Origin of the sequence: Pokkaliibacter sp. MBI-7, assembly GCF_029846635.1 — a bacterium.
Taxonomy (GTDB): domain Bacteria; phylum Pseudomonadota; class Gammaproteobacteria; order Pseudomonadales; family Balneatricaceae; genus Pokkaliibacter.
In genome coordinates, this window is the sequence record NZ_JARVTG010000001.1 from 2,704,849 (window position 1) to 2,731,176 (window position 26,328).

Annotated in this window: 20 protein-coding genes; 13 read left to right on the forward strand and 7 right to left on the reverse strand. The window is 59.6% G+C overall.

The genetic code is table 11. From position 1 onward, the window contains the following. The first annotated feature begins 89 nt into the window (after window positions 1-89). Together dauA and QCD60_RS12100 are read left to right on the forward strand one after the other, a co-directional pair. On the forward strand, window positions 90-1,847 hold the full coding sequence (dauA, locus tag QCD60_RS12095; protein WP_279785561.1) for a C4-dicarboxylic acid transporter DauA: 1,758 nt from the start codon (window positions 90-92) through the stop codon (window positions 1,845-1,847). Window positions 1,848-1,988: 141 nt separating this feature from the next. Next, complete coding sequence (locus QCD60_RS12100; RefSeq protein WP_279785563.1) at window positions 1,989-2,996, forward strand: Ldh family oxidoreductase; 1,008 nt, start codon at window positions 1,989-1,991, stop codon at window positions 2,994-2,996. A gap of 102 nt (window positions 2,997-3,098) precedes the next feature. Here the strand turns inward: QCD60_RS12100 and QCD60_RS12105 are convergent, their stop codons facing one another. The 4 genes from QCD60_RS12105 to pip form a co-directional block, all read right to left on the reverse strand. Continuing rightward, the gene (locus QCD60_RS12105) at window positions 3,099-3,521 is read right to left on the reverse strand and encodes a GFA family protein (protein ID WP_279785565.1); all 423 of its coding nucleotides are present in this window, start codon (window positions 3,519-3,521) and stop codon (window positions 3,099-3,101) included. 117 nt (window positions 3,522-3,638) lie between these two features. Next, window positions 3,639-4,046 carry a hypothetical protein gene (locus tag QCD60_RS12110; protein ID WP_279785567.1) on the reverse strand — a complete coding sequence of 136 codons (408 nt, stop codon included), beginning with the start codon at window positions 4,044-4,046 and terminating at the stop codon, window positions 3,639-3,641. 119 nt (window positions 4,047-4,165) lie between these two features. After that, complete coding sequence (locus tag QCD60_RS12115) at window positions 4,166-4,558, reverse strand: VOC family protein (protein WP_279785569.1); 393 nt, start codon at window positions 4,556-4,558, stop codon at window positions 4,166-4,168. Window positions 4,559-4,677: 119 nt separating this feature from the next. Then, the gene (gene pip / locus QCD60_RS12120; RefSeq protein ID WP_279785571.1) at window positions 4,678-5,640 is read right to left on the reverse strand and encodes a prolyl aminopeptidase; all 963 of its coding nucleotides are present in this window, start codon (window positions 5,638-5,640) and stop codon (window positions 4,678-4,680) included. Between the two features lie 655 nt (window positions 5,641-6,295). Between pip and QCD60_RS12125 the strand changes: the two genes are divergently transcribed. From QCD60_RS12125 to QCD60_RS12135, 3 genes are all read left to right on the forward strand, one after another. Then, a complete protein-coding gene (locus QCD60_RS12125) occupies window positions 6,296-6,862 on the forward strand; it encodes a MauE/DoxX family redox-associated membrane protein (RefSeq protein ID WP_279785572.1) in 567 nt (188 codons plus the stop codon). A gap of 246 nt (window positions 6,863-7,108) precedes the next feature. Beyond that, the gene (locus QCD60_RS12130; protein ID WP_279785573.1) at window positions 7,109-11,971 is read left to right on the forward strand and encodes an RHS repeat-associated core domain-containing protein; all 4,863 of its coding nucleotides are present in this window, start codon (window positions 7,109-7,111) and stop codon (window positions 11,969-11,971) included. Between the two features lies 1 nt (window position 11,972). Continuing rightward, a complete protein-coding gene (locus tag QCD60_RS12135) occupies window positions 11,973-12,392 on the forward strand; it encodes a hypothetical protein (protein ID WP_279785574.1) in 420 nt (139 codons plus the stop codon). A gap of 219 nt (window positions 12,393-12,611) precedes the next feature. Here the strand turns inward: QCD60_RS12135 and QCD60_RS12140 are convergent, their stop codons facing one another. Further along, entirely contained in the window at window positions 12,612-14,054 is a 1,443-nt protein-coding gene (locus QCD60_RS12140; RefSeq protein ID WP_279785576.1) for a gamma-aminobutyraldehyde dehydrogenase, read from the reverse strand. Then, window positions 14,051-14,998 (reverse strand): LysR family transcriptional regulator, encoded by a 948-nt coding sequence (locus QCD60_RS12145; RefSeq protein WP_279785578.1) that lies wholly within the window; start codon window positions 14,996-14,998, stop codon window positions 14,051-14,053. Before QCD60_RS12145 ends, QCD60_RS12140 begins: the two co-directional genes overlap by 4 nt. A gap of 476 nt (window positions 14,999-15,474) precedes the next feature. On the opposite strand from QCD60_RS12145, the gene ydcS reads away from it, so the two are divergent. The 5 genes from ydcS to QCD60_RS12170 all read left to right on the forward strand — a co-directional run bounded on the left by ydcS (window position 15,475) and on the right by QCD60_RS12170 (window position 21,082). Next, complete coding sequence (gene ydcS, locus QCD60_RS12150; RefSeq protein WP_279785580.1) at window positions 15,475-16,632, forward strand: putative ABC transporter substrate-binding protein YdcS; 1,158 nt, start codon at window positions 15,475-15,477, stop codon at window positions 16,630-16,632. A 123-nt stretch (window positions 16,633-16,755) separates the two neighbouring features. Next, the gene (locus tag QCD60_RS12155) at window positions 16,756-17,790 is read left to right on the forward strand and encodes an ABC transporter ATP-binding protein (protein WP_279785582.1); all 1,035 of its coding nucleotides are present in this window, start codon (window positions 16,756-16,758) and stop codon (window positions 17,788-17,790) included. 22 nt (window positions 17,791-17,812) lie between these two features. Continuing rightward, window positions 17,813-18,748, forward strand: coding sequence for an ABC transporter permease (locus tag QCD60_RS12160; protein ID WP_279785584.1), 936 nt, complete (start codon window positions 17,813-17,815; stop codon window positions 18,746-18,748). Then, a complete protein-coding gene (locus QCD60_RS12165) occupies window positions 18,738-19,565 on the forward strand; it encodes an ABC transporter permease (RefSeq protein ID WP_279785587.1) in 828 nt (275 codons plus the stop codon). The genes QCD60_RS12160 and QCD60_RS12165 overlap by 11 nt, the downstream gene beginning before the upstream one ends. Window positions 19,566-19,657: 92 nt before the next feature. Next, window positions 19,658-21,082 (forward strand): gamma-aminobutyraldehyde dehydrogenase, encoded by a 1,425-nt coding sequence (locus QCD60_RS12170; RefSeq protein ID WP_279785589.1) that lies wholly within the window; start codon window positions 19,658-19,660, stop codon window positions 21,080-21,082. A 228-nt stretch (window positions 21,083-21,310) separates the two neighbouring features. Here the strand turns inward: QCD60_RS12170 and QCD60_RS12175 are convergent, their stop codons facing one another. Then, a complete protein-coding gene (locus QCD60_RS12175) occupies window positions 21,311-22,255 on the reverse strand; it encodes a nucleoside hydrolase (protein ID WP_279785591.1) in 945 nt (314 codons plus the stop codon). Between the two features lie 542 nt (window positions 22,256-22,797). On the opposite strand from QCD60_RS12175, the gene QCD60_RS12180 reads away from it, so the two are divergent. The 3 genes from QCD60_RS12180 to nuoD all read left to right on the forward strand — a co-directional run bounded on the left by QCD60_RS12180 (window position 22,798) and on the right by nuoD (window position 26,286). Then, window positions 22,798-23,163, forward strand: coding sequence for an NADH-quinone oxidoreductase subunit A (locus tag QCD60_RS12180; protein WP_279785593.1), 366 nt, complete (start codon window positions 22,798-22,800; stop codon window positions 23,161-23,163). Between the two features lie 930 nt (window positions 23,164-24,093). Next, window positions 24,094-24,585, forward strand: coding sequence for an NADH-quinone oxidoreductase subunit B (locus QCD60_RS12185; protein ID WP_279787919.1), 492 nt, complete (start codon window positions 24,094-24,096; stop codon window positions 24,583-24,585). Further along, window positions 24,586-26,286, forward strand: coding sequence for an NADH dehydrogenase (quinone) subunit D (nuoD, locus tag QCD60_RS12190; protein ID WP_279785595.1), 1,701 nt, complete (start codon window positions 24,586-24,588; stop codon window positions 26,284-26,286). Window positions 26,287-26,328 lie beyond the last annotated feature (42 nt).

Below are 26,328 nucleotides of genomic sequence, written 5' to 3' on the forward strand. Positions count from 1 at the left end.
TATAATTCTCATCACATGCTAACCGTACAGAAGGCGATAGGTAGCGCTGTCTGACGGTTGGCGCTTTCTCCTGCTGGAGACCTGTGATCATGCCGCATCGCGCCCACCTGTTTTCCCTCCGTATCGGCCACGCCCTGCGTGAAAGCTGTCTGAATGAAACCTACAACCTGCAGCGACTGAGCAAGGATCTGCTGGCAGGTATCACCGTCGGTATCATTGCCATTCCGCTGTCCATGGCGCTGGCTATCGCCAGTGGCGTTGCGCCGCAGTACGGCCTCTACACCGCCATTATCGCCGGCTTCCTGATCGCCCTGACCGGCGGTTCGCGCTACAGCATCTCCGGGCCGACCGCGGCCTTTGTCGTGATACTTTATCCGGTGGCGCAGCAGTTTGGTCTGGGCGGGCTGTTACTGGCGTCCCTGCTGTCGGGGCTGATTCTGATCCTGCTGGCGCTGCTGCGGCTGGGGCGACTGATTGAATACATTCCCGAAGCGGTCACCCTGGGCTTTACCGGGGGGATCGCCGTGTCGATTGCCACCCTGCAGATCAAGGACTTCTTTGGCCTCAGCGTCGGCCAGTTGCCGGAGCGCTATCTGCCCAAGGTGGAGGCGCTGCTACTGGCATTGCCGGGCAGCCACTGGCCCAGTGTGCTGGTGGCCGGGCTGACACTGGCGATCATGCTGCTGTGGCCAAGGCTGAAAACACCGGTACCTGCGCATCTGCCTGCGGTACTGGCCGGTAGCCTGCTGGCGCTGGCACTGAATCATCTGGGCTGGCAGGTGGATACCATAGGTTCGCGTTTCAGCTACGTGCTGGCCGACGGCACCGAGGGTCAGGGTATTCCACCGGTATTGCCCGAGCTGGCGTGGCCCTGGAGCCATCCGGGCGCGGATGGCAAACCGCTGGTGTGGAGCTGGGCGATGGTGCAGGCGTTACTGCCCTCGGCGTTTGCCATCGCCATGCTGGGTGCCATCGAGTCGCTGCTGTGTGCAGTGGTGCTGGATGGGATGACCGGCAAGCGCCACAGCGCCAACTCGGAACTGCTGGGTCAGGGTATCGGCAATGTCATCACCCCGTTCTTCGGCGGTATCACCGCGACGGCCGCCATTGCCCGCTCCGCTGCCAATTTCCGGGCCGGTGCCCAGTCACCGCTGGCAGCGATGATCCATGCGCTGGTGGTGCTGCTGGCGCTGCTGAGCCTGTCACCGTTGCTGGCCTATCTGCCGATGCCTGCCATGGCGGCGCTGCTGCTGATGGTGGCGTGGAACATGAGTGAAGCGCCCAAGGCCGTACATCTGCTGAAAACTGCGCCGCGCGGCGATGTGCTGGTATTCCTGACCTGTCTGTTGCTGACCATCCTGTTTGACATGGTGATCGCCATCACCGCTGGCATTCTGCTGGCAGCCGTGCTGTTCATGCAGGAAATGGCGGCGATGACCCAGGTCACTGATATTACCGACGGCAAGCGGGTGCGGGATGCGCAGCTGCCGACGGGCTGGCGGGTGTTCAAGATCAACGGACCGCTGTTCTTTGCCGCGGCAGAGCGCATTTTTGGTGAGCTGGCCCTGCTGCATCGTCAGCAACAGCGCAGCGGCGAGCCCCTGCCCGGCATGATTCTGTATCTGGATGGAGTCACGGTGCTGGATGCCGGTGGCCTGTCGGCTCTGCTCAAGCTGATGGATCAATGTCGCCACGCCGGGGTCAGCCTGTGGCTGGCCGATATGCAGCAGCAGCCGCTGCGAACGCTCAGGCATGCGGGAGTGCGGCCCGAGCCGGGCGTGACGGCCTGGTTCCCGACCTTGCAGGCGGCGCTGGAACGTGCCGCGGCATCTACTGATCAGGCCTGATGATGTCACATGGGTGAGAGTTGACAGTCGCGGTCGGGCAGTCGATGCTGCCGGAGCTGGAATTTAACTGAACACCAGTGCTATCAGCGGGCAGTGACCATTATCTCTCTGCCCTTGGCATGACTGAATCTGGAGAGCGATATGCAGTTGTCACTGACAGACATCCGCGAACTGGCAGAACGTATTTTGCGTCATCACGGTTTTACAGAAGGTCACGTTCAGGCGGTGGCCGATACCGTGGTGCGTGGTCAACGGGATGAGTGTCATTCCCATGGGCTGTACCGCCTGCTCGGTATTGTCGCCACTCTCAAGGCTGGTAAGGGCGTGGCTGATGCGGAACCTGAAGTGATTGATCATGCCCCTGCCGTGGTAAAGGTCAATGCGCACGGTGGCTTCTCGCCGCTGTCTTTCCGTCAGGGGCTGCCGCTGCTGGTGGACAAGGCCCGCAGTGGCGGCATCGCGGCCATGGCCATTAACAACTGTGTGCATTTCTCGGCGCTGTGGGTAGAAATCGAGGCGCTGGTGGAGCAAGGGCTGGTTGCCATGGCGTTCACTCCCAGCCATGCCTGGGTGGCCCCGGCAGGTGGTCGCAAGCCGGTCTTCGGTACCAACCCGATCGCTTTTGGCTGGCCTCGTCCCGGTCATAATCCCTATATCTTTGACTTTGCCACCAGTGCTATTGCCCGTGGTGATATCGAGCTGCATCGTCGTGCTGACAAGCCCATTCCGCTGGGCTGGGGTGTGGATGCGCAAGGGCAGCCGACCACGGATGCCAGTGCCGTGATCAACGGCGGCTCCATGCTGACGTTCGGCGGCCATAAAGGGTCGGCTCTGTCGGCCATGGTGGAGTTGCTGGCAGGGCCGTTGATTGGCGATCTGACCAGTGCAGAATCACTGGCGTTCGATGACGGCAGCCGTTCTCTGCCCTATCACGGCGAGCTGCTGGTGGTATTCGATCCCAAACGTTTCCTCGGTGACGATTGTGATACCTATCTGCTGCGGGCAGAAAGTCTGTTCGAGGGGATCATTGACGCGGGTGCCCGCTTGCCGTCACAGCGGCGCTATGAGGCACGTCTGCGCAGTGAGGCACAGGGTGTGGAACTGCCGGATGCGCTCTATGCGGATCTGCTGAAGTTGCTGGAAGCCTGATCCCTGCTGATCATGCAGACAGATGACACCTCTGCTCGGGCAGAGGTGTGCTGGACAGCGGTGCGCTGGAGAGAACATCAGTGCTATCCGCTGGGGAAGCGGTCAGATATCCGGGCCGTCATCGTTGAAGCGCGGCAGCATATCGCCGATTTGCAGCCATGGGCGCTTGCTGGCACACCAGATGTGGTACTGCGGTTTGATCTGGTCAGGGTCATCCAGGCTGGGCATGGTGACATCCAGATGATCCTGACCCACAGTACGGAACACCAGATGGGTGCCGCAGTGCGGGCAGAATTCACGCAGGCTGCGGCTGGAAGAGTGATACTCCGCCGGCGTGCCGGAGGTATAGCGGAAGTGGCTGTCGGCACAGGTCAGCCAGGCCATCATCGGTGCACCACTGGCACGCTGACACAGGCGACAGTGGCAGTAACCGGCATCAATCACCTGACCACTGACTTCATAGCGCAGTTCGCCACACAGGCAACCGCCCGTCAGGCGTGTGGAGGCATTGCTGTTCAGGGGCACGGAGCACCTCCTGTAAAACCCTAAAGGATGTTTGATTTTCGCCCGTGCGCACCCGTCGGCACGAGAAGGTCTTATCAACGCCGGGTGGCTGGCGCGCAGCAGATCGTGAACCGCGGCTTACATCACCAGCATCAGGTGGCAGACCATGCCTTCGCTCTCAGCCTGACTCAGCACCTGCTGCACATGGCTCAGCTCGCGGATCGCCTGCTCGGTGTCTTCTGCCAGCGCTTCGCCATGGGCCTGCAGATGGGCCAGCAGGGCGTTGACGGTCAACAGACACTCCTTGGGATAGAACCACTCGGCTTCGTCGTTGTCCCAGGTTTCTTCATCATCGTCGAAATGATCACCGTCATTGAGCTGATACTGCAGGTCGGTGTCATCGAAATAGGCAGACAGCGGCACCTGATCCAGTGCTTCGGCCAGATCGTCCAGCGCCTCAATCTCTTCATAGAGGGTGACCAGATCGGTTTTGTCGGGCTGGCGACCCTGCAGGCCGCCCAGATTGATCCACAACCTCATGCTCATGCTGTACTTCTCTCGTTGCTGTGCCGGCCTGATCGCCGGGATGCCGCATCATAGCGGCAGTTCTGTCGGAGTGCACGGGGCGCTGGCCGTCAGGGTGTTTCAGCATGCTGCCAGTGTGATTACTGCTCGTACAGCTCCAGTGGCAACCCGTCCGGGTCACTGAAAAACACAAAGCGTTTGCCGGTCAGGTCATCCACCCGCACCGCTTCCACCTCTATTCCTGCATCCAGCAGCACCTGCCGTGCGGCGCTGACATCCTCAACGGCAAAAGCCAGATGGCGCAGGCCCTGCGCTTCTGGCCAGGACGGGCGAACGGGAGCATCAGGAAAGGAGAACAGCTCGATCTGATAGTGGCCGTTCACCGCCAGGTCCAGTTTCCAGGAGTCACGGGCCGCGCGGTAGGTTTCTGCTACGACCGTCAGCCCCAGTACCTCAGTATAGAAGGCTCTGGAGAGGGCATAATCGCTGCAAATGATGGCAACGTGATGAATATGATTTAATTTCAGGCTCATGGGCGTCTATCTGCTGTCGGTATGGCCTGCCTCTGGGCGTTGCTCTGGCCCGCAAGGGGACGGAGCACGCCGCAGAGGCGGCGGGCGGTGTGGGCGTGCATGGCCCGGGTGAGCACAGGCTATGAGTGTGATAAGCCGGCAAAGCGGTCGGTCGCACGGATCAGCGCATCAAGAATGCCCGGCTCGTTGAAGGCATGGCCCGCATCATCAATGATCTGATAATCCGCCTGTGGCCAGGCCTTGTGCAGTTCCCACGCCGTTCTGGCCGGGGTGCAGACGTCATAGCGGCCCTGAATGATCACACCCGGAATATCTTTCAGGCGCGCGGCATTGGCGATCAGCTGACCCTCTTCCATCCAGCCGGCATTGACGAAGAAGTGGTTCTCGATGCGGGCGAAGGCCAGCGCGAAGTGGTCTTCGGAGAAATGCGAAACATTGCCCGCATCCGGCAGCAGGCGGATGGTGCTGCCTTCCCAGGTGGCCCAGGCTTTGGCCGCGACCTGACGGGCATGTTCATCGTCACCGGTCAGCAGGCGGCGATAAGCCGCCATCAGATCGTGGCGATCCGGTACCGCGATGGGCGCGAGGAAACCTTCCCACAGATCGGGGAACAGCCAGGAGGCGCCTTCCTGGTAGTACCACAGCAGCTCGTCACGGCGCAGGGTGAAGATGCCGCGTAACACCAGCTCCGACACGTGCTCGGGGTGGGTTTCGGCATAGGCCAGCGCCAGCGTTGACCCCCATGAGCCACCGAAAACCTGCCATTTGTCATAACCGCACATCTGCCGCAGGCGTTCGATATCGGCGACCAGATCCCAGGTGGTATTGGCTTCCAGACAGGCATGAGGAGTGGAGCGGCCACAGCCGCGCTGATCAAACAGCAGAATGTCATAGTGATCGGGGTTGAACAGCTGACGATGGGCGGGTGAGCACCCCGCACCGGGGCCACCGTGCAGAAAGACCACCGGTTTGCCGCCGGGCGTACCGCAGCGTTCCCAGTAGACATGGTGGCCATCGCCGACATCGAGCATGCCGTGGGCATAGGGTTCAATTGCCGGGTAGAGGGTGCGCAGAGAGGACATGGATTACTCCTTGGTTGAGCAATACGGTGCAGGCAGAGAGTGACAGTGCCCGAGCAGGTCAAACTAGGTTACCCGGGCAGCAAGAGCAAGGGAGAATAACTATTCCTGTTTACCGTCAGAGCAGATGACAAGTACCGCTGAGTGCCTGCCACCCGCACCGGGAGCAGGCAGCAAGTACCGACATTCTGTTACCTGAATAGCGCCGATCACTGGCGCTGAATTTCCAACTGTTGCAATGCTTAAGGGTCTATAAGCAAGGGCTTGGAATTGCCCGGCAAAACCTTAATCCTTAACAGGTCGTTGAAAATCTATCTGCGTTGCCGAATACCGCGTTAGAAACAGGCTCAAAATGCTCATTTAGTTCACTAAACTCCGCTTTTTCGCCTGTTTTTTCCTTGTCTCGGCTGCCTCGATGACGTTTTTCAACAGCCTGTTAGAACGTGTTCATGCTTCAGCACATATTGCCCGGTCCTGTCTGTCAGGGATCAGGTGTGAGTGTCAGGATGAACACGCTATTGATCGATCGTAGTCAGCTGTCCGATCACTGTTTGTTTTCGTTCTCTGTAGTTTTCTGCTCCCGCTGTCCTGCAGTTTTATCCACCGCTGCAGTCTCCGGCCGACCCTCTCTGCAGAAACGCCGCCTGAGGAGTTGCCTATGGACCACAGCTATGACAAGTCAGCCATGGCCACTATGTCGAAGCACCCTGTTTCCCCTGCTGCCAGCCCTGCCCGGCTGCAGGATGGTATCCCGCTGCTGGCGGTGATCATGCTGACGGCACTGGCCGCCAGTGCCAAACAATGGGCTTATCCCGGACCCTGGGAAATGCTCGGTTGGCTGCATGACTTTGTCGGCCTGCTGCTGTTGCTGATGGCGATGTTCAAGGTGTTTGATCTGGACAACTTTGTCAGCAACTTCACCCGCTTCGATTTTCTCGGCAGGCACCTGCGTCTTTACGCCTACCTTTACCCGGTACTGGAGGTCGTGCTGGGCATCGGTCTGCTCAGTCACTATCAGCCGGAAATCATGTATATCGCCACGGCGACGTTGCTGAGCTTCAGTGCACTGGGTATTTGCGATGCGCTGATTCGCGGGCTGGATATTGGCTGCCCCCATCTGGGCCGGCTGCTCGGTGTGAGGCTGTCACTGTTCACCCTGCTCGAAGAGGTGGCCATTGCCCTGCTGGCCCTGATGATGCTGGTGATCTACCTGCCGTCGGTATGACACCCACCCGCCAGACTGGCAGGAGGCGGCCGCTGTAAGGTGGCCCCTGTTCGTCTGGCGCTGTGAAATACGCTGCCGCCGTTGACACTCCCTTGACCTTGTCCCTACACTCCCTGCGCTTCTTTTTTGGTCAACAGGAACTGACCGCCCCCTGGCAATGGATAGCGCCCGGCCCCCTGCTGATCTGTCAGATTGTTCTGCGTCCAGGCTGCGTTGTATGGATAGCCTGAGGTACATGGAGTGCCTATGCTGCATATTTCCTTTCAGGACCGTACCGGTACGGTACTGGTGCTGACTGATTCCCCCAGTCGCGCCCCCGGATTACCCCGCGTCCCTGCTGCACGCCTGCAGGACCTGCCCGAGACTGCCCGCCAGGCCCTGAATATGGCCCTGGACGCTATTGGCGACAGTGCTGCCAGCCGCACCAGCACGGCTCAGCTGGCACAGGCGGCGGCTGCCGCGGTTGATCAGGGCCGACTTTATCTTTTTGCCAGTAACCCTGCCCCCACCAGCAACAGCCATGGTCGCGGCTATGCCGCCATCACCCCCAAAGCCGTGGCGCTCCCCGCCGGTTTTGTGGCCAGCAGTGACAGCGGCGGCCTCACCGGCGGCTTCAATCCGCTGGCGACGGCGGGCCCCAGTACGGCCTTCAGTCAGGCGGCGGGAGTGCTGGGTATCGCCGCGCAGGTGAAGAACATGGCGGATGATGGCTTCAGTGCCAGCGCGGCCCTGAATGTACTGGGCAGTGTCGCCAGACTGGCGACGGGCAGCAGCATCAGTGGCAATGCTCTGGGCCCGGTGACCATGAATCTGACTGGCGCTGAGGTGATGGAGCTGCCCCCCATCGTGGTGACGGCCTGCGATGTACCGCTGGATGAGCAGGATTATCTGGGTGATCCGGTTTCCCTCAGCAGTGGCGAGGAAGTACTGCGGCTGGTAGATGCGCGCCTGCCCGGCAAGGATGGTCTGCTCTGGCAGCGCCTCTATCGCTCACGCCTGAGTGATGTCGATCTGGGCATGGGGCGCGGCTGGCGCACGCCCTTTCATGTGCGGATCGAAGAAGGTCGTGGTCAGGACAGTGACAAGCTGATCTATGTCGACGAAGACGGGCGTCGCATTGCCTTCGGCATGATCGGCACCGGTGGCATCAGCTATCAGATGGCGGAAGGGTTACGTCTCAGCCGCCGCTTCGAGGCACATCGTGGTGACGATGAGCTGGTGATCTACTTTGCCGATGGCCACCTGAAAAGCTTTCGCCGCCACAACCGCAGCGGCCCCTGGCGTCTGCACCTGTGGCTGACGCCCCATACCAGCAGCTGGCGCTGCCACTACAACGAGCAGCAACGGCTGCAGCGTATCCGGCTGGATCAGCGTCTCGAACTGCGGCTCTACTATGAGCCGGGCAGGCAGGAGGCCAAAAAGCAGGATCCGAACTCGCCGGATCACCGTCATCATCTGCTGCAGGTGCATCACTTCCGGCTGGGAGATGACCCGGACAATGATGATCAAGCCGAGCGCGTGGCAGTGGTCGCCCGCTACACCTACAGCGCTGACGGTGAGCTGCTGAGTGCCACTGACCAGCATGGCCGTACTGAACACTACGAATATGAGCAGGGGCTGCTGACCCGTCGCACCCTGCCCAGTGGCTATGTGCATCACCTGCTGTGGCAGGGCGGCGGCATCCATAGTCGTTGCGTCGAGCAGTACGGCGACGACAAGTCCTTTCACTACCGCATGCTGTATGACGAGGTGCAGCGGCAGGCACAGGTCACTCAGACAGACGGCCAGCACTGGCAGTATCACTACAACCCTGACTGGCAGCTGCAGCGGCGAGTGGCACCGGATGGCGGTGAGGAGCAGTACCACTACGACGAGCAGCAGCGGCTGTGTCTGCATATTGATGCGGATGGTCATCATCACCGCTATCACTACGATGAGCTGGGCCGCCTGAGCGAAGAGCGCCACGGCGAGCAGCATCTGTACCATCGTTACAACGATCTCGGCCAGCGCATCGCGACGGCGGATGCGCTTGGCTTTCACTTCGTGCGTAGCTTCGATGCCAGTGGCCTGTTGCTGGAAGAACGGCAGGGTGTGGCGCTGGATGAGCTGCAGGCGCCGTCAGCACAGGCGCGCAGCGTGCGTTATCAGTACGACAGCCCGGCTCAGGTGCTGAGCCAGCTGCAGGGTGCCGGGCAGATTCCACTGGCGTTTGGCTACCGCGTCAATACGGTGCGCAAGGTGGGTGAGCCGGAGTTCCATAACCAGCCCGGCTGTCCGCTGGTGGCACAACAGGGCCCGGCCGTGTGGAAGTACAGCTACACCCCGCAGGGGCAGCTGAACGCCCTGCTCACCCCCGCGGGTGAAGTCATCAGCTATCTCTACGGCAACAGCGGCCAGATCGAGCGGTGTAGCCGCTTCCCGCTGGGTGACAAGACGTTGGCCGAGCATACCCGCTATCGCTATGACGATGCCGGGCGACTGGTACAGCTCACCGCAGCCGATGGCAGCGTCGAGCAGATCAGCTACAGCGGCCATTACCAGCCCAGTGCCCTGACGCAGGCCGATGGCAGCAGTCTGCACCTCAGCTATGACACACTACGCCAGCTGACCGGTCTGTTACGCAGCGACCACGCCTTCTACCGTCTGCATTACGATGCCTGTCAGCGACTGATCCAAAGTGAACATTTCGATGAACGCCAGCGCCACTATCGCTGGAGCCCCGGTGGTCAGCTGCTGGAGATACGTGAAGGCAAGGCGGGCTATGCGGACACGGTGCGTATCGAGCTGCAGCGTGATGCGCTGGGCAATATGGTGCGCCGCCATACCTATCTGGGCAGTCGGCAGCCTCACCCCGACAGCAGTGATGACTACCATTACGATCAGCGCAGTCGCCTGACCGGTGCCCATAACGAGGCCGCCCGTCTGGCGCAGCAGTGGCTGCCCGACAACCGCCTGAGCGCGGCGCAGGGCTGGATCAAAGACGGTATGCACGAACTGCACGAGTGGCGGCTGGGCTGGCAGTACGATGCTCAGGGCCGCCTGCAACACCTGCAGCTGGCGGACGGATCGCAGCTGACCCGTCACTATGATCATTTCCACCGCCTGACCGGCCTGAGCTATCAGGGACAGCGGGTGCTCAGCCGCAGCCTGAATGCCTTCGGCAGTGAAGAGGAACGGTACGCGGGTGAGACCAGCACTGCACCGGCCGGGGCGTTACTCCGGCAGGGCTATGACTGTCGCAACCGCCTGCTGACGCAGCACAGTCAGGGGCGCCAGCGTGACTATCACTACGGCCTGCATCAGCAGCTGCAGCAGGTCGATGACAGTGAGCTTGGCTCGGTGTGCTATGGCTATGATGCTCTGCGACAGCTGACAGAAGAGCTGCACACGGACCGCGAGGGGGCGGAGCAACGCCGCGCCTATGTTTTCGACAGCTGGGGCAACCCGTCACATTTCAAAGGATTACCCGCAGAGGCCACCCATGATCGCCTGACCCTGCTGGGGAACCGGCGCTTTCACCACGATGAGCGCGGCAATCAGACAGCGGTTTATTCCGTTGCGGGAGAACTGCTGCAACGGCGGGTATTTGATGGTCTCAACCAGTTGCGTGAAGTGCAGGGGGCGGACTATACGGCGGTCTACCACTACGATCCGCTGGGCCGGCGGGTCTGTAAGGAAGTCAGCCGTTACGAACAGGTGCGGGAAGAGGATGACGGTGACGACCCGTCGACATGGACGCGCCGTCTGCTCAGTCGGCAGCGGACCTTCTATTACTGGAGCGGCAATCAGCTGATCGGTGAAAGTACCGATGGGCATTATCGCTGGTATATCTATGAATCCCTGCCCGACCAGCCGCAGCAGGACAGCCACCGGCCACTGCTGTTGATCGACAACGGTGAGGTCTATCACTATCTGCTCGACCATCGCGGCGCCCCGTTTGCCCTGCTGGATCAACAGGGCAACAGCGTCTGGCGCGCGCAGATGGATGCCTGGGGACAGGCCGTGATTCTGCAGGCGGACATCCGCAACCCGCTGCGCCTGCAGGGACAGTACTGTGATGACGAGAGTGGTCTGCACTATCAGCGCTATCGATACTTTGACCCCGCGACAGGGCGCTTTATCAGTCAGGACCCGATCGGTCTGCTGGGCGGGCTGAACCCCTACCGCTATGCGCCCAACCCGATCAGCTGGATCGATCCGCTGGGCCTCTGTGCCGAAGCGCTGGAAGAGGTGGCTGGCAATGGCACCGAGCCGGGGCTGCTGGCCAGCGCAGGTTCCGTCATTGCTGATCTGCTGCCGGGCGTAGGCTCGCTGAAGTCGATTGCGCAGGTCGTTACCGGTGAGGATCTGGTCACCGGGGAGCCGGTAGACCGGCTTACCGAAGCAGGCGGTATCCTGCTTGGGCTGATCCCCGGCGGCAAATTACTGACCAAAGGCAAGAAGGCCATCAATGTGCTGGGCAAGGCGGCTGATGCCGCCAGCGCCATGGCCAGCAAAGCCAAAGCGCTGGTCGACCCCCTGTTACAGACGGCCAAAGGCAAGCTGGACGATATGGCTGAAGCGGTGGGGGATCTGCTGGGTTCGCCACAGATGGCAATGGCGGGCGGGCCAGGGGGGAATGGTCATCTCCCCGGTAGTGCCGGAAAGTCAGCGGGTCGGTTACTGAACCGAGCGGAGGCCGAAAGCACTATTCTGGAACGCGTAGGGAGTAACTTTAAGCATCACCCGCTACGTCAAGCTTATGAAACAGAGGTTGCTGCTCTGTCCAGATATGCCGATAAGATTCGGCCTGATATGACGAAAGCCGAGCTCAAACAGCTTGCCATCGAGGCAAACGAAGCCAGACGGGCACTGGGAGTCAAATATAAGAATGCCACCCCCGAGCCTCTGCGTGATTTTATATATGAAGTTAATAAAGAGCGGTATGGTGATCCGTTAGGTCCCACGGTTGAATATCTGGTGGAGAAAGGTAGAACCTACAAAGATATTATCTTGTCGTCTGCCACACCCAATGCTGATGTAGATAAATTGCTGAGTAAATTCTCTGGTTGGCTAACCAGTCAGTCTGATGACAAAGTTTCTTCGTATCTGAATAGTCTGGGAGGGTGATATGTTTTATATCGGCAAAATACATGAGAAGAAATATTTGCTCGAATACGATGAAAATAATGGGCCGGTGCGTGAAGTAAGTAATGATGGCTCTGTGCAAAAACGTAAGATGGCACTTTATGAAAATATGGATGGCGTATTTATCGGTGTTATCTCCAGTAAGAACGGCCCCTATCTCTTTGTGAATGAGAAGAAACTCCAGTTTATCAATAAGGTATGGACTGCCCGTGTCACCGAACATAACGGGAGCCATACTTTCCATCTGTCGATGCCGGAGGGCGCTGCCATTGTTCATGATTATTCGCCACCAGAGGTGGATGAAATTGATCCCTGGATGACGTCACGATCTGAGGATTTCTTTTTCTGGCTTGCAGAAAAACAGGATGACAGCCTGTTTATCGATATGTGGACGGATGATTGAGGCTAACTGCTTGGCTTATTGCATTTTTAATTTATGAGATGCCGTTTTGAATGGATTTCTAATGAGTACTGGTGAAAACGATGTCGTATTTACCACGCTTGGAAATAGCCTCCGTAGCGAATTGATCAGTGTCAGACATTATCTTGGTTGATTTGAAAAGCGCAGATATGCCGCGTTTTTTCTTGAGAAGCAGGAGGAATAACCCGCCTCTCCACGCTCTCAATGCCGCACCATGATATGCCGTACGGCGCTGTAATCATCCAGCGAATAGACCGAGAGATCCTTGCCGTAGCCTGAGCGCTTCACGCCGCCGTGGGGCATTTCGCTGGGCAGCATAAAGTGGCTGTTGATCCAGGTGCTGCCGTATTGCAGCTGGCTTGACAGGGCCATGGCCTTGCCGATATCGCGGGTCCAGACCGAGGATGCCAGGCCATATTCCGAGTCGTTAGCCCAGTCCAGCGCCTGGCTGGCGTCTTCGCAGCGGGTGATGCTGACCACCGGGCCAAACACTTCACGCTGGGTAATCTCATCGTCGTGGCGGGCGCCCACCAGCAATGTCGGCTGATAGTAGAAGCCCGGCCCGGTGGGGATGGCGCCACCACAGACCGCCTCGATATGGTCCTGTTCCAGCGCTCTTTCAACAAAGCTGGCCACGCTGTTGCGCTGGCGTTCGCTGATCAGTGGCCCCAGTTCATTGCGGCTGTCGTTACTCTGACCGTAACGCAGACTGCTGACGGCATCGGCCAGTGCATTCACCAGCCGGTCGTGGATGCCCTGTTCGGCAAACACCTGACAGGCAGCAGTGCAGTCCTGTCCGGCGTTGTAATAGCCGTAAGTGCGAATGCCTTCGACCACCTGTTGCAGATCCGCATCGTTAAGGACGATCACCGGCGCTTTGCCGCCCAGTTCCAGATGGGTGCGCTTGACCGTGCGCACGGCGGCCTGCAGCACCTTCTGACCCGTCGTAATGTCACCGGTCAGCGACGCCATGCGGATACCACGATGGGCCACCAGCGGGCTGCCGATACTGTCGCCGCGACCGGTCAGAATGTTGACCACACCGCGAGGCAGCCGCTCGGCCAGCAGGCCCGCCAGTGCCAGTGTGGTCAGCGGGGTCTGTTCCGAGGGTTTGAATACCAGGGTATTGCCTGCCGCCAGTGCGGGCGCCAGTTTCCATGCCGCCATCATCAGCGGATAGTTCCAGGGGGCGATGGAGCCGATCACGCCGAGCGGGTCACGGCGTACCATGCTGGTGTAACCGGGCAGATATTCCCCCGCGATCGGGCCGTACTGATTGCGCACCGCTCCGGCAAAAAAACGGAAGACGTCTGCTGCTGCGGGTATTTCGTCGCGCAGCACCAGATGCAGTGGCTTGCCGCAGTTGAGGGACTCCCGCTGCGCCAGGCTTTCACCTTCGGCCTCAATGGCATCGGCAATGGCCAGCAGGGCACTGGCGCGCTGCAGTGGTGAGGTTTTCGACCAGCTTTTGAAGGCGCTTCTGGCCGCTGCGACGGCGGCATCCAGCTGCTCAATCGAGGCTTCGGCCACGGTCAGAATACGCTCGCCATTGCGTGGATTGATGATCGCTTCATGCGGGCCGTCGCCTGCCACCCGCTCGCCATCAATCAGCAGACGGGTTTCCAGTTCGCTCAGGCTGCTCATTCGCGTTCCTCCAGAGTGCGCAGGCGGGGATGTTTGTTCAGGCTCTGGGCGCTGGGACGCGGTTCGCGGGCCACCGCCAGAAAATGATCGATCAGCTCGGTGCGGGCACGGCCACGGCGCCAGGCCAGACCGATATCCAGTGTATCGGCCACCTCCACCACCGGACGGGCTTCCACCACGTCACCTTCTACCGACCAGGGCCGGTAGGTCATGTCCGGCATCAGCGCCAGACCCATACCGGCTGCCACCAGACTGCGCACTGCTTCCACCGAGGCACTGCGCATACTGACAGCCACTTTGCCCGGTGCCCGCTGCCACAGTAGCCGTACCCGCTCCTCCATTTCGTCGACGCTGAGCATGATCAGGGGCTCCTGCTGCAGATCGTTGAAGCTGATGCTGTCGAGATCAAGCAAGGGATGCTGCGGTGGCAGCCACAGGCGATAGGGGGAATGGGTCAGAATTTCACTGTTAAGAGCGCTGCGGTAGTCGAGCTGGCTGAGGATCAGTACACCGATATCCAGCTCGCCGCTGACCAGCAGATGCTCGATGTAGGCGCGATCATCTTCCACCACGCGGATCTCCACCTGATGGTAGATGCGCTGAAAGCGTGACAGCAGGTCGGCCAGATAGTAGCCCGCCACCAGACTGGTCACGCCGATATTGAGCTGACCACTGACGCTGTCGGTGCTTTGCCGCAGGCTGCGGCGGGCGTTGTCTACCGACGCCAGAATCAGATGAGCCTGACGCAGGAACTGATGGCCCTGATGGGTGAGCTGCATGCCCTTGGCATGGCGGCTGAACAGCACCGTGCCAAGGTCATCTTCCAGCTGCTTGAGGGCCGTGGTCAGGGTCGACTGAGAAATGTGCACCGCCGCCGCGGCCGCCGAGATCGAACCGGTTTCGGCGATGGCAATGAAATAGCGGATCTGGCGCAGGGTCATCATGGCGGGTAAGGCTTCTCAGCAAACAGGGCGCTTGATAGCGCATTCAGCCACCCGGAGGGCGGCGCTGCGGCCTGCTAGGTTCTAGCACAGACTGTGGTTTTACAGGTATCGATTTTTTCGAATGCTGCATTCCGTATTAACAATTTGCTATGTCTTGCAGGGGCCGACTAGTCTTTCCCTGTCAACAACGGGTCGCTGTGCGCTCTGTGAGCGTGCCGCCAACCCGCGCAGCCAGCACCAATAACAACAACACTGATGGCTTGTTAGCGTTACCGCCCTGTCCCGGCGCAGTTACTGCGCCTGTCCTGTCATTGAGTTGGATGGTTCGCCCCCTGTGGGTGACTGGTTTGCTTACAACGTGCCCATGTCCTGCCTCGTCAGGTATGGCGCGCCAGAGCACCGCTGTGTTGTACGGCCATCGGGCCGCACGGCGGGCATCAACGATCGCATTTACCGTTCTGATAGGGGATATCACCATGGCAAAAGCAACCTTTGCGCTCAGTACCCTGACCACCCTGCTGCTGGGCGCTGCCAGTGTCCAGGCCGCCGAACCTTTGCAGTCGCTGGGCAAGGGTGAGGGCCGCGTGGATATTGTCGCCTGGCCCGGTTACATCGAGCGCGGCGATACCGACAAGGCCTATGACTGGGTGACCCAGTTCGAGCAGGACAGTGGCTGTCAGGTCAATGTTAAAACGGCCGCCACCTCTGATGAGATGGTCAGCCTGATGGCCAAGGGCGGCTACGATCTGGTCACCGCTTCCGGTGATGCGTCCTTGCGGCTGATCTACGGTAAACGCGTGCAGCCGGTCAACCTTAAACTGATCGGTGATTATGCCGGTGTGGACGAACGCCTGAAGGATGCGCCCTGGTTCACCGTCAACGGTGAGCATTACGGCGTGCCCTTCCAGTGGGGCCCCAACCTGCTGATGTACAACACCAAGACCTTCACCACCGCTCCTGACAGCTGGGATGTGGTGTTCAAAGAAATGACCCTGCCTGATGGCAAGAGCAACAAGGGCCGGGTGCAGGCTTACGATGGCCCGATCTATATCGCCGATGCAGCGCTGTACCTGAAAGCACACCAGCCTGAGCTGGGTATCAAAGACCCTTATGAACTGAACGACACTCAGTATGCCGCCGCACTGGAGCTGCTGCGTGGCCAGCATGACCTGATTCACCGCTACTGGCATGACTACAACGTACAGATGAGTGACTTCAAGAATGAAGGCGTGGTGGCCTCCAGTGCCTGGCCGTTCCAGGCCAATGCGCTGGCAGCCGAAGGCCAGCCGATTGCCACCGTCTTTCCCAAGGAAGGCGTGACCGGCTGGGCCGATACCACCATGCTGGCGACCGATGCTGCCCACCCGGTTTGTGCCTACAAATGGCTGAGCTGGTCGATTACCCCCAAGGTACAGGGTGACGTTGCCGCCTGGTTCGGTTCGGTGCCTGCGGTACCGGCTGCCTGCAAGGATAACGACCTGCTCGGTGCGGAAGGCTGCAAGGCCAATGGCTTCGAGCAGTTCGACAAGATTGCGTTCTGGAAGACGCCGACCAGCAAATGTGAAGCCGAAGGCCAGTGTGTGCCCTACAGCCGCTGGACGCAGGATTACATCGCCATCATGGGCGGACGTTAACACGCTCTTACACCCTGCGGCGTGCAGTGCACCGCAGGCTGAACAGGCAAGCCCGGTGGCGTGGATGCGCGCCGGGCCGCGTTATCCCGTTGCCTTTGTGGTGACGGGTACAGAGGTTGAATCATGAGTGCAGTGCAGTTTACCCATGTGTCCCGCCACTACGGTGCGGTCAAGGCCGTGGATGACGTCTCCATCACCATCGCCGAAGGCGAATTCTTTTCCATGCTCGGGCCTTCCGGCTCCGGCAAGACCACCTGCCTGCGGCTGATTGCCGGTTTTGAGCAGCCCAGCAGCGGCAGCATCCGCATTCATGGCAGCGAGGCCACCGGTTTGCCGCCCTACCAGCGTGATGTGAATACGGTGTTTCAGGACTATGCGCTATTCCCGCACATGCAGGTGCTGGATAACGTTGCCTACGGCCTCAAGGTCAAGGGTGTGGGCAAGACCGAGCGCTATCAGCGCGCTGAAGAGGCACTGGCGATGGTGGCACTGGAGGGCTTTGGCCAGCGTAAACCGGCCCAGCTGTCCGGCGGGCAGCGTCAGCGGGTGGCACTGGCCCGGGCGCTGGTCAACCGGCCGCGGGTACTGTTGCTGGATGAGCCGCTGGGTGCACTGGACCTCAAACTGCGTGAGCAAATGCAGACCGAGCTGAAGAAGCTGCAGCGCCAGCTCGGCATCACCTTTATTTTCGTCACCCACGATCAGAGTGAGGCGCTGTCCATGTCGGACCGGGTAGCGGTCTTCAACCGTGGCCGCATCGAGCAGGTGGATACCCCGCGCAATCTGTACATGCAGCCCGCTACCCCGTTCGTTGCCGAGTTTGTTGGCACGTCCAACGTGCTGCGCGGTGAGATGGCACTGGCACTGACCGGGCAGCAGCGGCCCTTCTCCATCCGCCCTGAGCATATCCGTCTGGCTGACCAGCAGCTGCCGCTGGCAGCCGATGAGGTTCAGGTGCGCGGTGTGCTGCAGGATGTGCAGTATCAGGGAGCCGCTACCCGTTTTGAGTTGCGGCTGGACAATGGCGACAGCCTGACGGTCAGTTGTGCCAATACCTTTGCCGATGATCACCGCAGCACGCCTCAGCCCGGACAGGCCTTACTGGCACGCTGGTCGCGACAGGCGATGGTAACCCTGCATGATCCGCTGGCGGGGTAAGGCCATGGACAGGACACTGAACATGACGCCACCGTCCGCACCGGCGCCGTCGTTAATGCGGCGCTTTGCCTCGCTGCTGTACCGGCGCCCCAATTTCTATCTGCTGTTGCTGCTGACTCCGCCGCTGCTGTGGTTTGGCATCATCTATATTGGCTCGCTGCTGAGTCTGTTGTGGCAGGGCTTCTATACCTTTGACGACTTCACCATGACAGTCAGCACCGATCTGACTCTGCAGAACTTCGTCAATCTGTTTATCCCGGCCAACTACGACATCATTCTGCGCACGCTGGGTATGGCCATCGCAGTCACACTGTTCAGTGCGCTGCTGGCGTTTCCCATGGCGTTCTACATGGCGCGCTGCTGCAGTGAGCGAATGAAGGCGTTTTTCTATATCGGGGTGATGCTGCCGATGTGGGCCAGCTATATCGTCAAGGTCTACGCCTGGACGCTGCTGCTGTCGAAGGATGGCGTGCTGTACTGGTTCGCCGGGCTGCTGCATCTGGATGGGGTGGTGGATGCACTGCTGCAGCTGCCCATTATCGGTGGCAAAACCCTGTCGACTTCCAGTCTGGGGCGCTTTCTGGTCTTCACCTACATCTGGCTACCGTTCATGATTCTGCCGGTGCAGGCGGTGCTTGAGCGCCTGCCGCCATCGGTGTTGCAGGCGTCCGCGGATCTGGGGGCCACGCCCCGCCAGACGCTGTGGCATGTGATTCTGCCGCTGGCGGTGCCGGGCCTCGCTGCAGGCTCCATCTTCACCTTCTCACTGACCCTGGGCGATTACATCGTGCCGCAGCTGGTCGGCCCGCCCGGCTACTTCCTCGGCTCCATGGTCTATGCCCAGCAGGGAGCGATCGGCAATATGCCGATGGCGGCGGCCTTCACGCTGGTGCCGATTGTGCTGATCGCGATCTACCTCAGTATTGTCAAACGCATGGGGGCTTTCGATGCGCTCTGATCTCACCGCGGGCGGCGCGGAGTCGCCCTCCTGGTTGTTGCGGCTGGCGGCCTGGGGCGGGCTGGTGTTCCTGCACTTCCCCATCCTGATCATCCTGCTGTACGCCTTCAACACCGAAGAGGCGGCATTCAGCTTTCCGCCCAAGGGCTTCACCCTGCACTGGTTCAGCGTCGCCTTTGGTCGTGAAGACGTGCTGGAAGCTATCGGTCTGTCGCTGAAGATTGCCTGTCTGGCTACCGTGATTGCCATGGTGCTGGGCACGCTGGCGGCAGCGGCGCTGTACCGGCGCTCATTCTTCGGCAAGGAAAGCCTGACCCTGATGATGGTGTTGCCCATTGCCCTGCCCGGCATCATCACCGGTCTGGCGCTGCTCAATGGCTTCAAGCAGCTGGGGATTGAGCCGGGTGTGCTGACTATTGTGATCGGCCACGCCACCTTCTGTGTGGTGATTGTCTACAACAACGTGGTGGCGCGGTTTCGGCGTACTTCCTACAGCTTGATCGAGGCCTCGATGGATCTCGGCGCCGATGGCTGGCAGACCTTCCGCTACATCATTCTGCCCAACCTCAGCTCGGCGCTGCTGGCCGGTGGCATGCTGGCCTTTGCCCTGTCCTTCGATGAGCTGATCGTCACCACCTTTACTGCCGGACATGAGAAACCGCTGCCGCTGTGGCTGCTCAACCAGCTGACCCGGCCCCGCGATGTGCCGGTCACCAATGTGGTGGCGATGCTGGTGATGGTGGTCACCATGGTGCCGGTGCTGCTGGCCTATCTGCTCAGTCGCGGCGGTGACAGCGTGGCAGGCAGCGGTAAATAGATGGCCGCAGCGCACACGTTTACACCTTTTACCGGCCTGTCCGCGGGCAGGCCGTCACTGTCTGAATCTCAATACCCAAGGGGATGTCGACCATGTATACCCAATTGCTGATCAATGGCCGCCTGGTTCAGGGCGGTGGCGAACCCTTTACGATCTTCAACCCGGCGCGTGGCACGGTGCTGGCCAGCCTGCCGGAAGCCAGTGCGGAGCAGGTCAATGAGGCCGTGCTGGCGGCCGATGCGGCGTTCGACAGCTGGTCACAGACCTCGCCCAAGGATCGCTCCCTGCTGCTGCTGAAACTGGCCGATCTGATCGACAGCCATGCTGAAGAGCTGGCCAGACTGGAGTCCGACAACTGCGGTAAGCCTTATCAGGCGGCACTGAATGATGAAATGCCCGCCATTGCCGACGTATTCCGCTACTTCGCCGGTGCCTGCCGTTGCATGAACGGCGCTGCTGCGGGTGAATACCTGCCCGGTTTCACCTCGATGATTCGCCGTGATCCCATTGGCGTCGTCGCCTCCATCGCGCCGTGGAACTACCCGCTGATGATGGCGGCGTGGAAACTGGCGCCGGCGCTGGCGGCGGGCAACACCGTAGTGCTCAAGCCTTCCGAACAGACACCGCTTACCACCCTGCGACTGGCGGCCATTCTGGCTGAGGTGTTCCCGGCTGGCGTGGTGAACATTGTCTTTGGCCGGGGCCAGCAGGTGGGTAATCCGCTGATCAGTCATAACAAGGTGCGGATGGTGTCGCTGACCGGCTCCATCGCCACCGGTCAGCATATCGTGCAGACGGGGGCGGCCACCATGAAGCGCACCCACATGGAGCTGGGCGGTAAGGCGCCGGTGCTGGTGTTTGATGATGCAGATCTGGCCGCCGTGGTCGAGGGCGTACGTACGTTTGGCTACTACAACGCCGGGCAGGACTGCACCGCGGCCTGCCGCATCTATGCGCAGAAAGGCATCTACGACAAGCTGGTGGCCGATCTGGGCAGCGCTGTGTCGAGTCTGAAAATGGGCTTACAGGATGATCCGACTACCGAGCTTGGGCCGCTGATTACGGCTGCGCACCGCGAGCGGGTGGCGGGCTTTGTGGAGCGCGCGGCGGCGCTGAGCCATATCGAAGTGGTCACCGGCGGCCAGCGTGGTGAGGGGGAGGGTTATTTCTTCCAGCCCACGGTGCTGGCCGGTGCTCGTCAGGATGATGAGATTGTGCGTCGTGAAGTCTTCGGGCCGGTGGTGTCCGTCACCCTGTTCGACGACGAAGCGCAGGGCCTGCGTATGGCCAACGATTCCGACTACGGTCTGGCATCGTCAGTGTGGACCGCCGACAGTGGGCGTGCCGCCCGTCTGGCGGCACGCCTGCAGTACGGCTGCACCTGGGTCAACACCCATTTTATGCTGACCAATGAAATGCCCCACGGCGGGATGAAGATGTCCGGTTACGGCAAGGATATGTCGATGTTCGGGCTGGAAGACTACACCGCCATCCGCCATGTGATGATCAAGCAGTAAACCCTGTTCAGGTTACCCCGCTGCCGGTATCGCTGTTATTGAGGATGCCGGTGGCTTTTTATTCATACCGTCATGGCTGTCATCCATAACACAGCAGCAATAGCCCTCTTTAAAGGACAGCGTCAAAAACCATCTCTAAAAAACCTGTCTCTAAACACAGAGGGCAACCCGTGGGCTGCCCTCTGTGTTTACCGTCGTGGCCAATGCCATACAGTTAATGCCATCCGGTTACTGGCACAGTGTCTCTTCAAACAGCTGCAGCAGGCGTTCGCTGTCCACTTCCATGCAGATATCAGTCATGGGGACGTTCTCCCAGCCAGGCAGCGGAGAAGTCTTGCCTTCCGGACAGACGATGGTCTGGCCCATTGCCAGCCCGTCGGTTGCTACCCGCACTGCGCCGCGTGCGACACCGAAAATATCCGGGTGCAGGGCATAGGCCACACAGGAAGCGTCGTGGAAGTAGCAGCCTTCCACATCGTGAATACCGCTGTAGAAGTTGATATAGAACTGGGCGATGTCATAAAGGAAGGTGCCTTCCTTCGGATTGACGTTGCGTACCCGCTCCAGCAGGGAGTTCTGCAGCAATACCTGATGGGTGACATCGAGGCCGATCATCACCACCTGCCAGGGAGCGGTGAAGACCATATCGGCAGCGTGAGGGTCATTAATGATGTTGGCTTCGGCCACGGGTGACACGTTACCGCGTTCTTTCCAGGTGCCGCCCATCAGAATTACTTCATCCACCAGATGGGCAATCTCCGGGTCGCGCTCCAGCGCCGCCGCCAGATTACCCAGCGGGCCCAGTGCTATCAGTGTGACTTCGCCGGGATGGGCACGAACCTGATCAATGATGAACTGCGCTGCATCGCGCGGGTCGGCCTGAGTGACAGGAGCTGCCCAGCCGATGTTGCCGAAACCATCTTTGCCGTGGACAAAGTCTGGAAACTCGCCGGGCTCGCGCACGCGGGGTACGGCCACGCCTTTGGCGACCGGTACCGACTTGCCGGCCAGTTCAACCAGTGCCAGCGCATTGATGGTGGACTGTTCGACCGAAACGTTACCGTAGGTGGTTGTCAGACCCAGCACTTCCAGCTCCTGGGCATGAAAGGCGAACAGGATCGCCATAGCATCGTCGATGCCAGGATCCGTATCGATAATGATTTTGCGTGCCATGGTGACCTCTGAGCGTGGCTGTCGGTGGTAAAAACTAACCGACTGTATCAAATAAAGTGCCCTATCTTCGGCGATCTGGCGCCGACTTGCCAGCAGTATTACGACTACGGCAGTAGTGCTGTAAGAGTTTGGTAGTAATACGAAAAATTACATAAGAATAAAAATTCCACTTGAATATAAAAATGGAATAATCATAATCAAAAGGCCTGTAGCACTTTGTATCAGATTAGATAGCATGGTGATTTTTTCACCATCTTGCTGGCTGTATTTTGCATCTGTGCTACTCTTTCGCGGCCTAACTCTCCCCATCGGTGGCCTTATACTGGCTTCGCCAGAATCAGGTTCATCTGACGGTGCATGCCATAATTAGAATATCTTGTGTCACCGTTGTAGTTATATTACGAAAATTTTTTCACTCACGAGCTATTCTGCTTGTGAGTGCAGCAGACTGGCGCAGGCCGGTAACTGCGTCTATATAGATAGTTCTGGTTGTTGGTATAACGTTGTCGTCTGCCTGAATCGTTGATTTGCCTGGAGTGGCCATGAGTGATTTTACCCCCGGTCTGATTATTGGACTCTTTGCCCTTCTCACCACTCTGATTGTCATTGCCATGCTGGCACTCAACCGCTTCCTCGGTAATTTCCATCGCCGTCATGATCAGGAACAGCCCTTTGAGAGTGGTCTGCTTCCTTCCGGTAATACTCAGCACCATTTCGCCATCAGTTATTATCTGATCGCCGCCGCCTTCCTTATTTTTGAACTGGAAGCCGCCATTTTGTGGGCCTGGGCCGTGAGCTACTGGTCCCTTGGAGCCCCTGGAGTCATCGCAGCTGTCACTTTCATGACCATCCTGCTGCTGGGCCTCGTCTACATGATTCGTAAAGGTTCATTCAATTTTAGGACGTAATGTCACCTGCATTCTGTCCAACTGAAGGAACCTCGGTAAACCGTCCTGATGTGGTGAAATTACAAACTGCACAGGCCGGCGGGTAAGGTGTGAAACACCGCCCGGATAATAACAGGGAAGCAGCGTGAGTCTGGTGAGGCAGACAGGCGTGATGTATTCCCGTGGACGGAGTTGTTTCTGTCTTTCGTACTGTGATTTGCCGTGATGAGCTTTGTTGCTGGTCGGGTGTGAGGTTTTCTTGCCCTGAGCTGCGCTGAATAGCCTGTCTGTTTCCTGCCATGCGCTTGGAACGTGTGAACGATCTGCTGCGCGTCGGCCATAGGGTGTTGAAAAGATCTTCGGAATGCTTATTTACGTCCAGTAAACTCCGCTTCCTCAGCTCTTTTCGCCCTGTCTGGCCTTAGCTCGCGAGATCGTGAACGCGTTCTCCGGTGGGAAGTACACCAGGGTTTCTGCGCTCCTGCCACTGTTTCACCCCGGTTTGTTGCTGTGCGCAAACAGAAGGGCGCCGTTGTTATCCCCGCGATCAAGCACCTTATCCCGGCATCTGTCTGGGGGCATGTCCTGTTGTCTGTTTTCCCAGTACTGGCTGCTGTCTGCCGGGGTTCCCGAAGGGGCGATCTGTTCAGGTAATACGCCTGCCATGGGGGAAACTCCGTCTCGGCAGCCGTGTTGGCTGATCAGCTCATGGCAGAACAGGGGCTCGGTCCATCCAGTTTCAGCGTTTGGTCACTTTTGCAGGTGCGCCCCGGATACCACCGGGGGTCGTCTACCCGCAACGGGTGAAGTCTATCCGCCGATCTGGCTGCCACTGATCCCCGGGCAGTGCCTGCCGTCCTGAGCAGGAGGTCTATGCCTATGAGCAGCACTATCCCCGTTCAACAACTGGATCCCACCACGGGCGCCCCAGGTCAAGGTGGCAAGGACGGCATGTTCTCCACCATCGTCGGCAAGCTCGACGACATGGTCGCCTGGTGTCGTAACTATTCCCTCTGGCCCTACAACTTCGGCACCTCCTGCTGTTTCGTGGAGATGATGACCGCCGCTACCCCGCGTTTTGACATGGCGCGTCTGGGCTGCGAGGTATTGCGTGGTTCACCGCGTCAGAGTGACGTGCTGATCACCGCCGGTACCTGCTTCACCAAAATGGCCCCGCTGATGCGTCATATCTATGACCAGATGCTGGAGCCGCGCTGGGTGATCTCCATGGGTTCCTGCTCCAACTCCGGCGGCATGTACGACATCTACTCCGTGGTGCAGGGCGTGGACCGCATCATCCCTGTCGACATTTACATTCCCGGTTGCCCACCTCGTCCTGATGCCCTGCTGGAAGGCCTGACACTGCTGCAGAAGCAGGTCAGGGAAAATCCTATTCCCGTACTGGCCAAGCGTCGCAAACCTCTGGGCATCGAGATCAAGTAAATGACAGAAGCACTGTTGCAGACTCTGGCTGAGCGCTTTGGCGCTGAGCCCTATTCCGCCGTCAGCTATGTCGGCGCACCCAGCATCGTGGTGCCGCTCAACCAACTGCATGACGCCCTTCATTTCCTGCGCTACGAAGCCTCCACCCGCTATGAAATGCTGGTTGACCTGTCGGCTATTGACGAAGCTGGCCGTGGTGGCGGTTTCACTGTGTTCTACCACCTGCTGAATCTGGAAAGCGCCGCCTTCCTGACGGTGCGCAGCCCGCTGTTCAGCAGCCTGCTGGAAGTGCCGACTGCCAGTGACATCTGGCCTGCGGCCGACTGGTATGAGCGTGAGGTGTACGACATGTTCGGCCTGCGTTTCAGCGGCCATCCTGATCTGCGGCGTATTCTGCTGCCGGACTTCTGGCAGGGCCATCCGCTGCTGAAAAGCGAAGCCGGTCGTGCGACTGAGCGCCCTGACCCCTTCGGCTATGACCCGGAAAGCCTGAACAAGATCCTGCAGGGGTACATGAACCCCGAGCAGGGTGACGACGGTGAAATGGTAGTCAACATCGGCCCCAACCACCCCGGTACCGACGGTATTATCCGACTGGTGCTGCGCCTGCGTGGCGAGCGGATCACCAGCCTGGAACAGGAAATCGGCTATCACCACCGTGGTGCGGAAAAGGTCGCAGAGTTCCATACCTTCCACAACTACATTCCTTATACCAACCGTATCGACTACCTCGGCGGTGTCGGTGGTGAGCTGCCCTACGTGCTGGCCTGCGAGCAGATGACCGGTATCGAGGTGCCGCCACGGGCGCAGGCCATGCGGGTAATGCTGGCGGAAATCTTCCGCCTGTCATCGCATCTGGTGTGGATCAGCTCCCTTGGCCACAACCTTGGCGCCATGGGCCCGGCGTTCTATGCCTTCATGGAGCGTGAGAAGCTGTTCGACGTCATCGAAGAGGTCTGCGGTGGCCGTATGCACCCGGCGTTCTACCGTATTGGCGGTGTGGCGCAGGATCTGCCGGAGGGCTGGCAGCGCAATGTACTGCGCAGCTGTGACGCGGTAGAAGAACGTATCCCCGAGCTGGAAGCGCTGACCACCAAGTCCTACATTTTCCAGACCCGTACCAAGGGCATTGCGGTGTACACCCCCGAGCAGGCCATAGACTGGGCCCTGACCGGCCCCAACCTGCGTGCCTGTGGTTTCGATTTCGACATTCGCAAGAAGCTGCCCTACAGCGGCTACGAGCAGTATGACTTTGACGTGCCGGTCGGCACCGACGGCGATGCCTTCACCCGCACGGTGCTGCGTATCGAAGAAATGCGCCAGAGCCTGCGTATTATTCGTCAGGTGGTGGCAAGCATGCCCGACGGCCCCATCCTTTCTGACAACAAGCCCCGCTACAGCCTGGCGCGCAAAGAACGCGCCCTGGAAGACATCGAGACCATGATCCACCACTTTATCGAAGTGGGTCGTGGTCTGCCCTTCCCCCGTGGCGAGAGCTTCTTCCCGACAGAGACCTCCAAAGGCCTGACCTGTTACACCCTGGTCAGTGACGGCAGCGCCAACCCCTACCGCGTGCGCATCCGTACCCCCTCCTTCGCCCACTTTCAGTCGGTGAAGGCTGTCGGTGTGGGCGACGTGCTGGGTAACGTCATCTGTCTTATCGGTTCCATTGATTACGTTCTGGCTGATATCGACCGCTGACGGTGGTGACGGCTGTCGCCTGCCGACAGCTGCGCCCCGTCC

Bases quoted from the DNA above. Each gene is read 5' to 3' on its own strand.
- dauA (WP_279785561.1), top strand. From the start codon at position 90: ATGCCGCATCGCGCCCACCTGTTTTCCCTCCGTATCGGCCACGCCCTG.
- QCD60_RS12100 (WP_279785563.1), top strand. From the start codon at position 1,989: ATGCAGTTGTCACTGACAGACATCCGCGAACTGGCAGAACGTATTTTG.
- QCD60_RS12110 (WP_279785567.1), bottom strand. From the start codon at position 4,046: ATGAGCATGAGGTTGTGGATCAATCTGGGCGGCCTGCAGGGTCGCCAG.
- QCD60_RS12115 (WP_279785569.1), bottom strand. From the start codon at position 4,558: ATGAGCCTGAAATTAAATCATATTCATCACGTTGCCATCATTTGCAGC.
- pip (WP_279785571.1), bottom strand. From the start codon at position 5,640: ATGTCCTCTCTGCGCACCCTCTACCCGGCAATTGAACCCTATGCCCAC.
- QCD60_RS12125 (WP_279785572.1), top strand. From the start codon at position 6,296: ATGGACCACAGCTATGACAAGTCAGCCATGGCCACTATGTCGAAGCAC.
- QCD60_RS12130 (WP_279785573.1), top strand. From the start codon at position 7,109: ATGCTGCATATTTCCTTTCAGGACCGTACCGGTACGGTACTGGTGCTG.
- QCD60_RS12135 (WP_279785574.1), top strand. From the start codon at position 11,973: ATGTTTTATATCGGCAAAATACATGAGAAGAAATATTTGCTCGAATAC.
- QCD60_RS12140 (WP_279785576.1), bottom strand. From the start codon at position 14,054: ATGAGCAGCCTGAGCGAACTGGAAACCCGTCTGCTGATTGATGGCGAG.
- QCD60_RS12145 (WP_279785578.1), bottom strand. From the start codon at position 14,998: ATGATGACCCTGCGCCAGATCCGCTATTTCATTGCCATCGCCGAAACC.
- ydcS (WP_279785580.1), top strand. From the start codon at position 15,475: ATGGCAAAAGCAACCTTTGCGCTCAGTACCCTGACCACCCTGCTGCTG.
- QCD60_RS12155 (WP_279785582.1), top strand. From the start codon at position 16,756: ATGAGTGCAGTGCAGTTTACCCATGTGTCCCGCCACTACGGTGCGGTC.
- QCD60_RS12160 (WP_279785584.1), top strand. From the start codon at position 17,813: ATGACGCCACCGTCCGCACCGGCGCCGTCGTTAATGCGGCGCTTTGCC.
- QCD60_RS12165 (WP_279785587.1), top strand. From the start codon at position 18,738: ATGCGCTCTGATCTCACCGCGGGCGGCGCGGAGTCGCCCTCCTGGTTG.
- QCD60_RS12170 (WP_279785589.1), top strand. From the start codon at position 19,658: ATGTATACCCAATTGCTGATCAATGGCCGCCTGGTTCAGGGCGGTGGC.
- QCD60_RS12175 (WP_279785591.1), bottom strand. From the start codon at position 22,255: ATGGCACGCAAAATCATTATCGATACGGATCCTGGCATCGACGATGCT.
- QCD60_RS12180 (WP_279785593.1), top strand. From the start codon at position 22,798: ATGAGTGATTTTACCCCCGGTCTGATTATTGGACTCTTTGCCCTTCTC.
- QCD60_RS12185 (WP_279787919.1), top strand. From the start codon at position 24,094: ATGTTCTCCACCATCGTCGGCAAGCTCGACGACATGGTCGCCTGGTGT.
- nuoD (WP_279785595.1), top strand. From the start codon at position 24,586: ATGACAGAAGCACTGTTGCAGACTCTGGCTGAGCGCTTTGGCGCTGAG.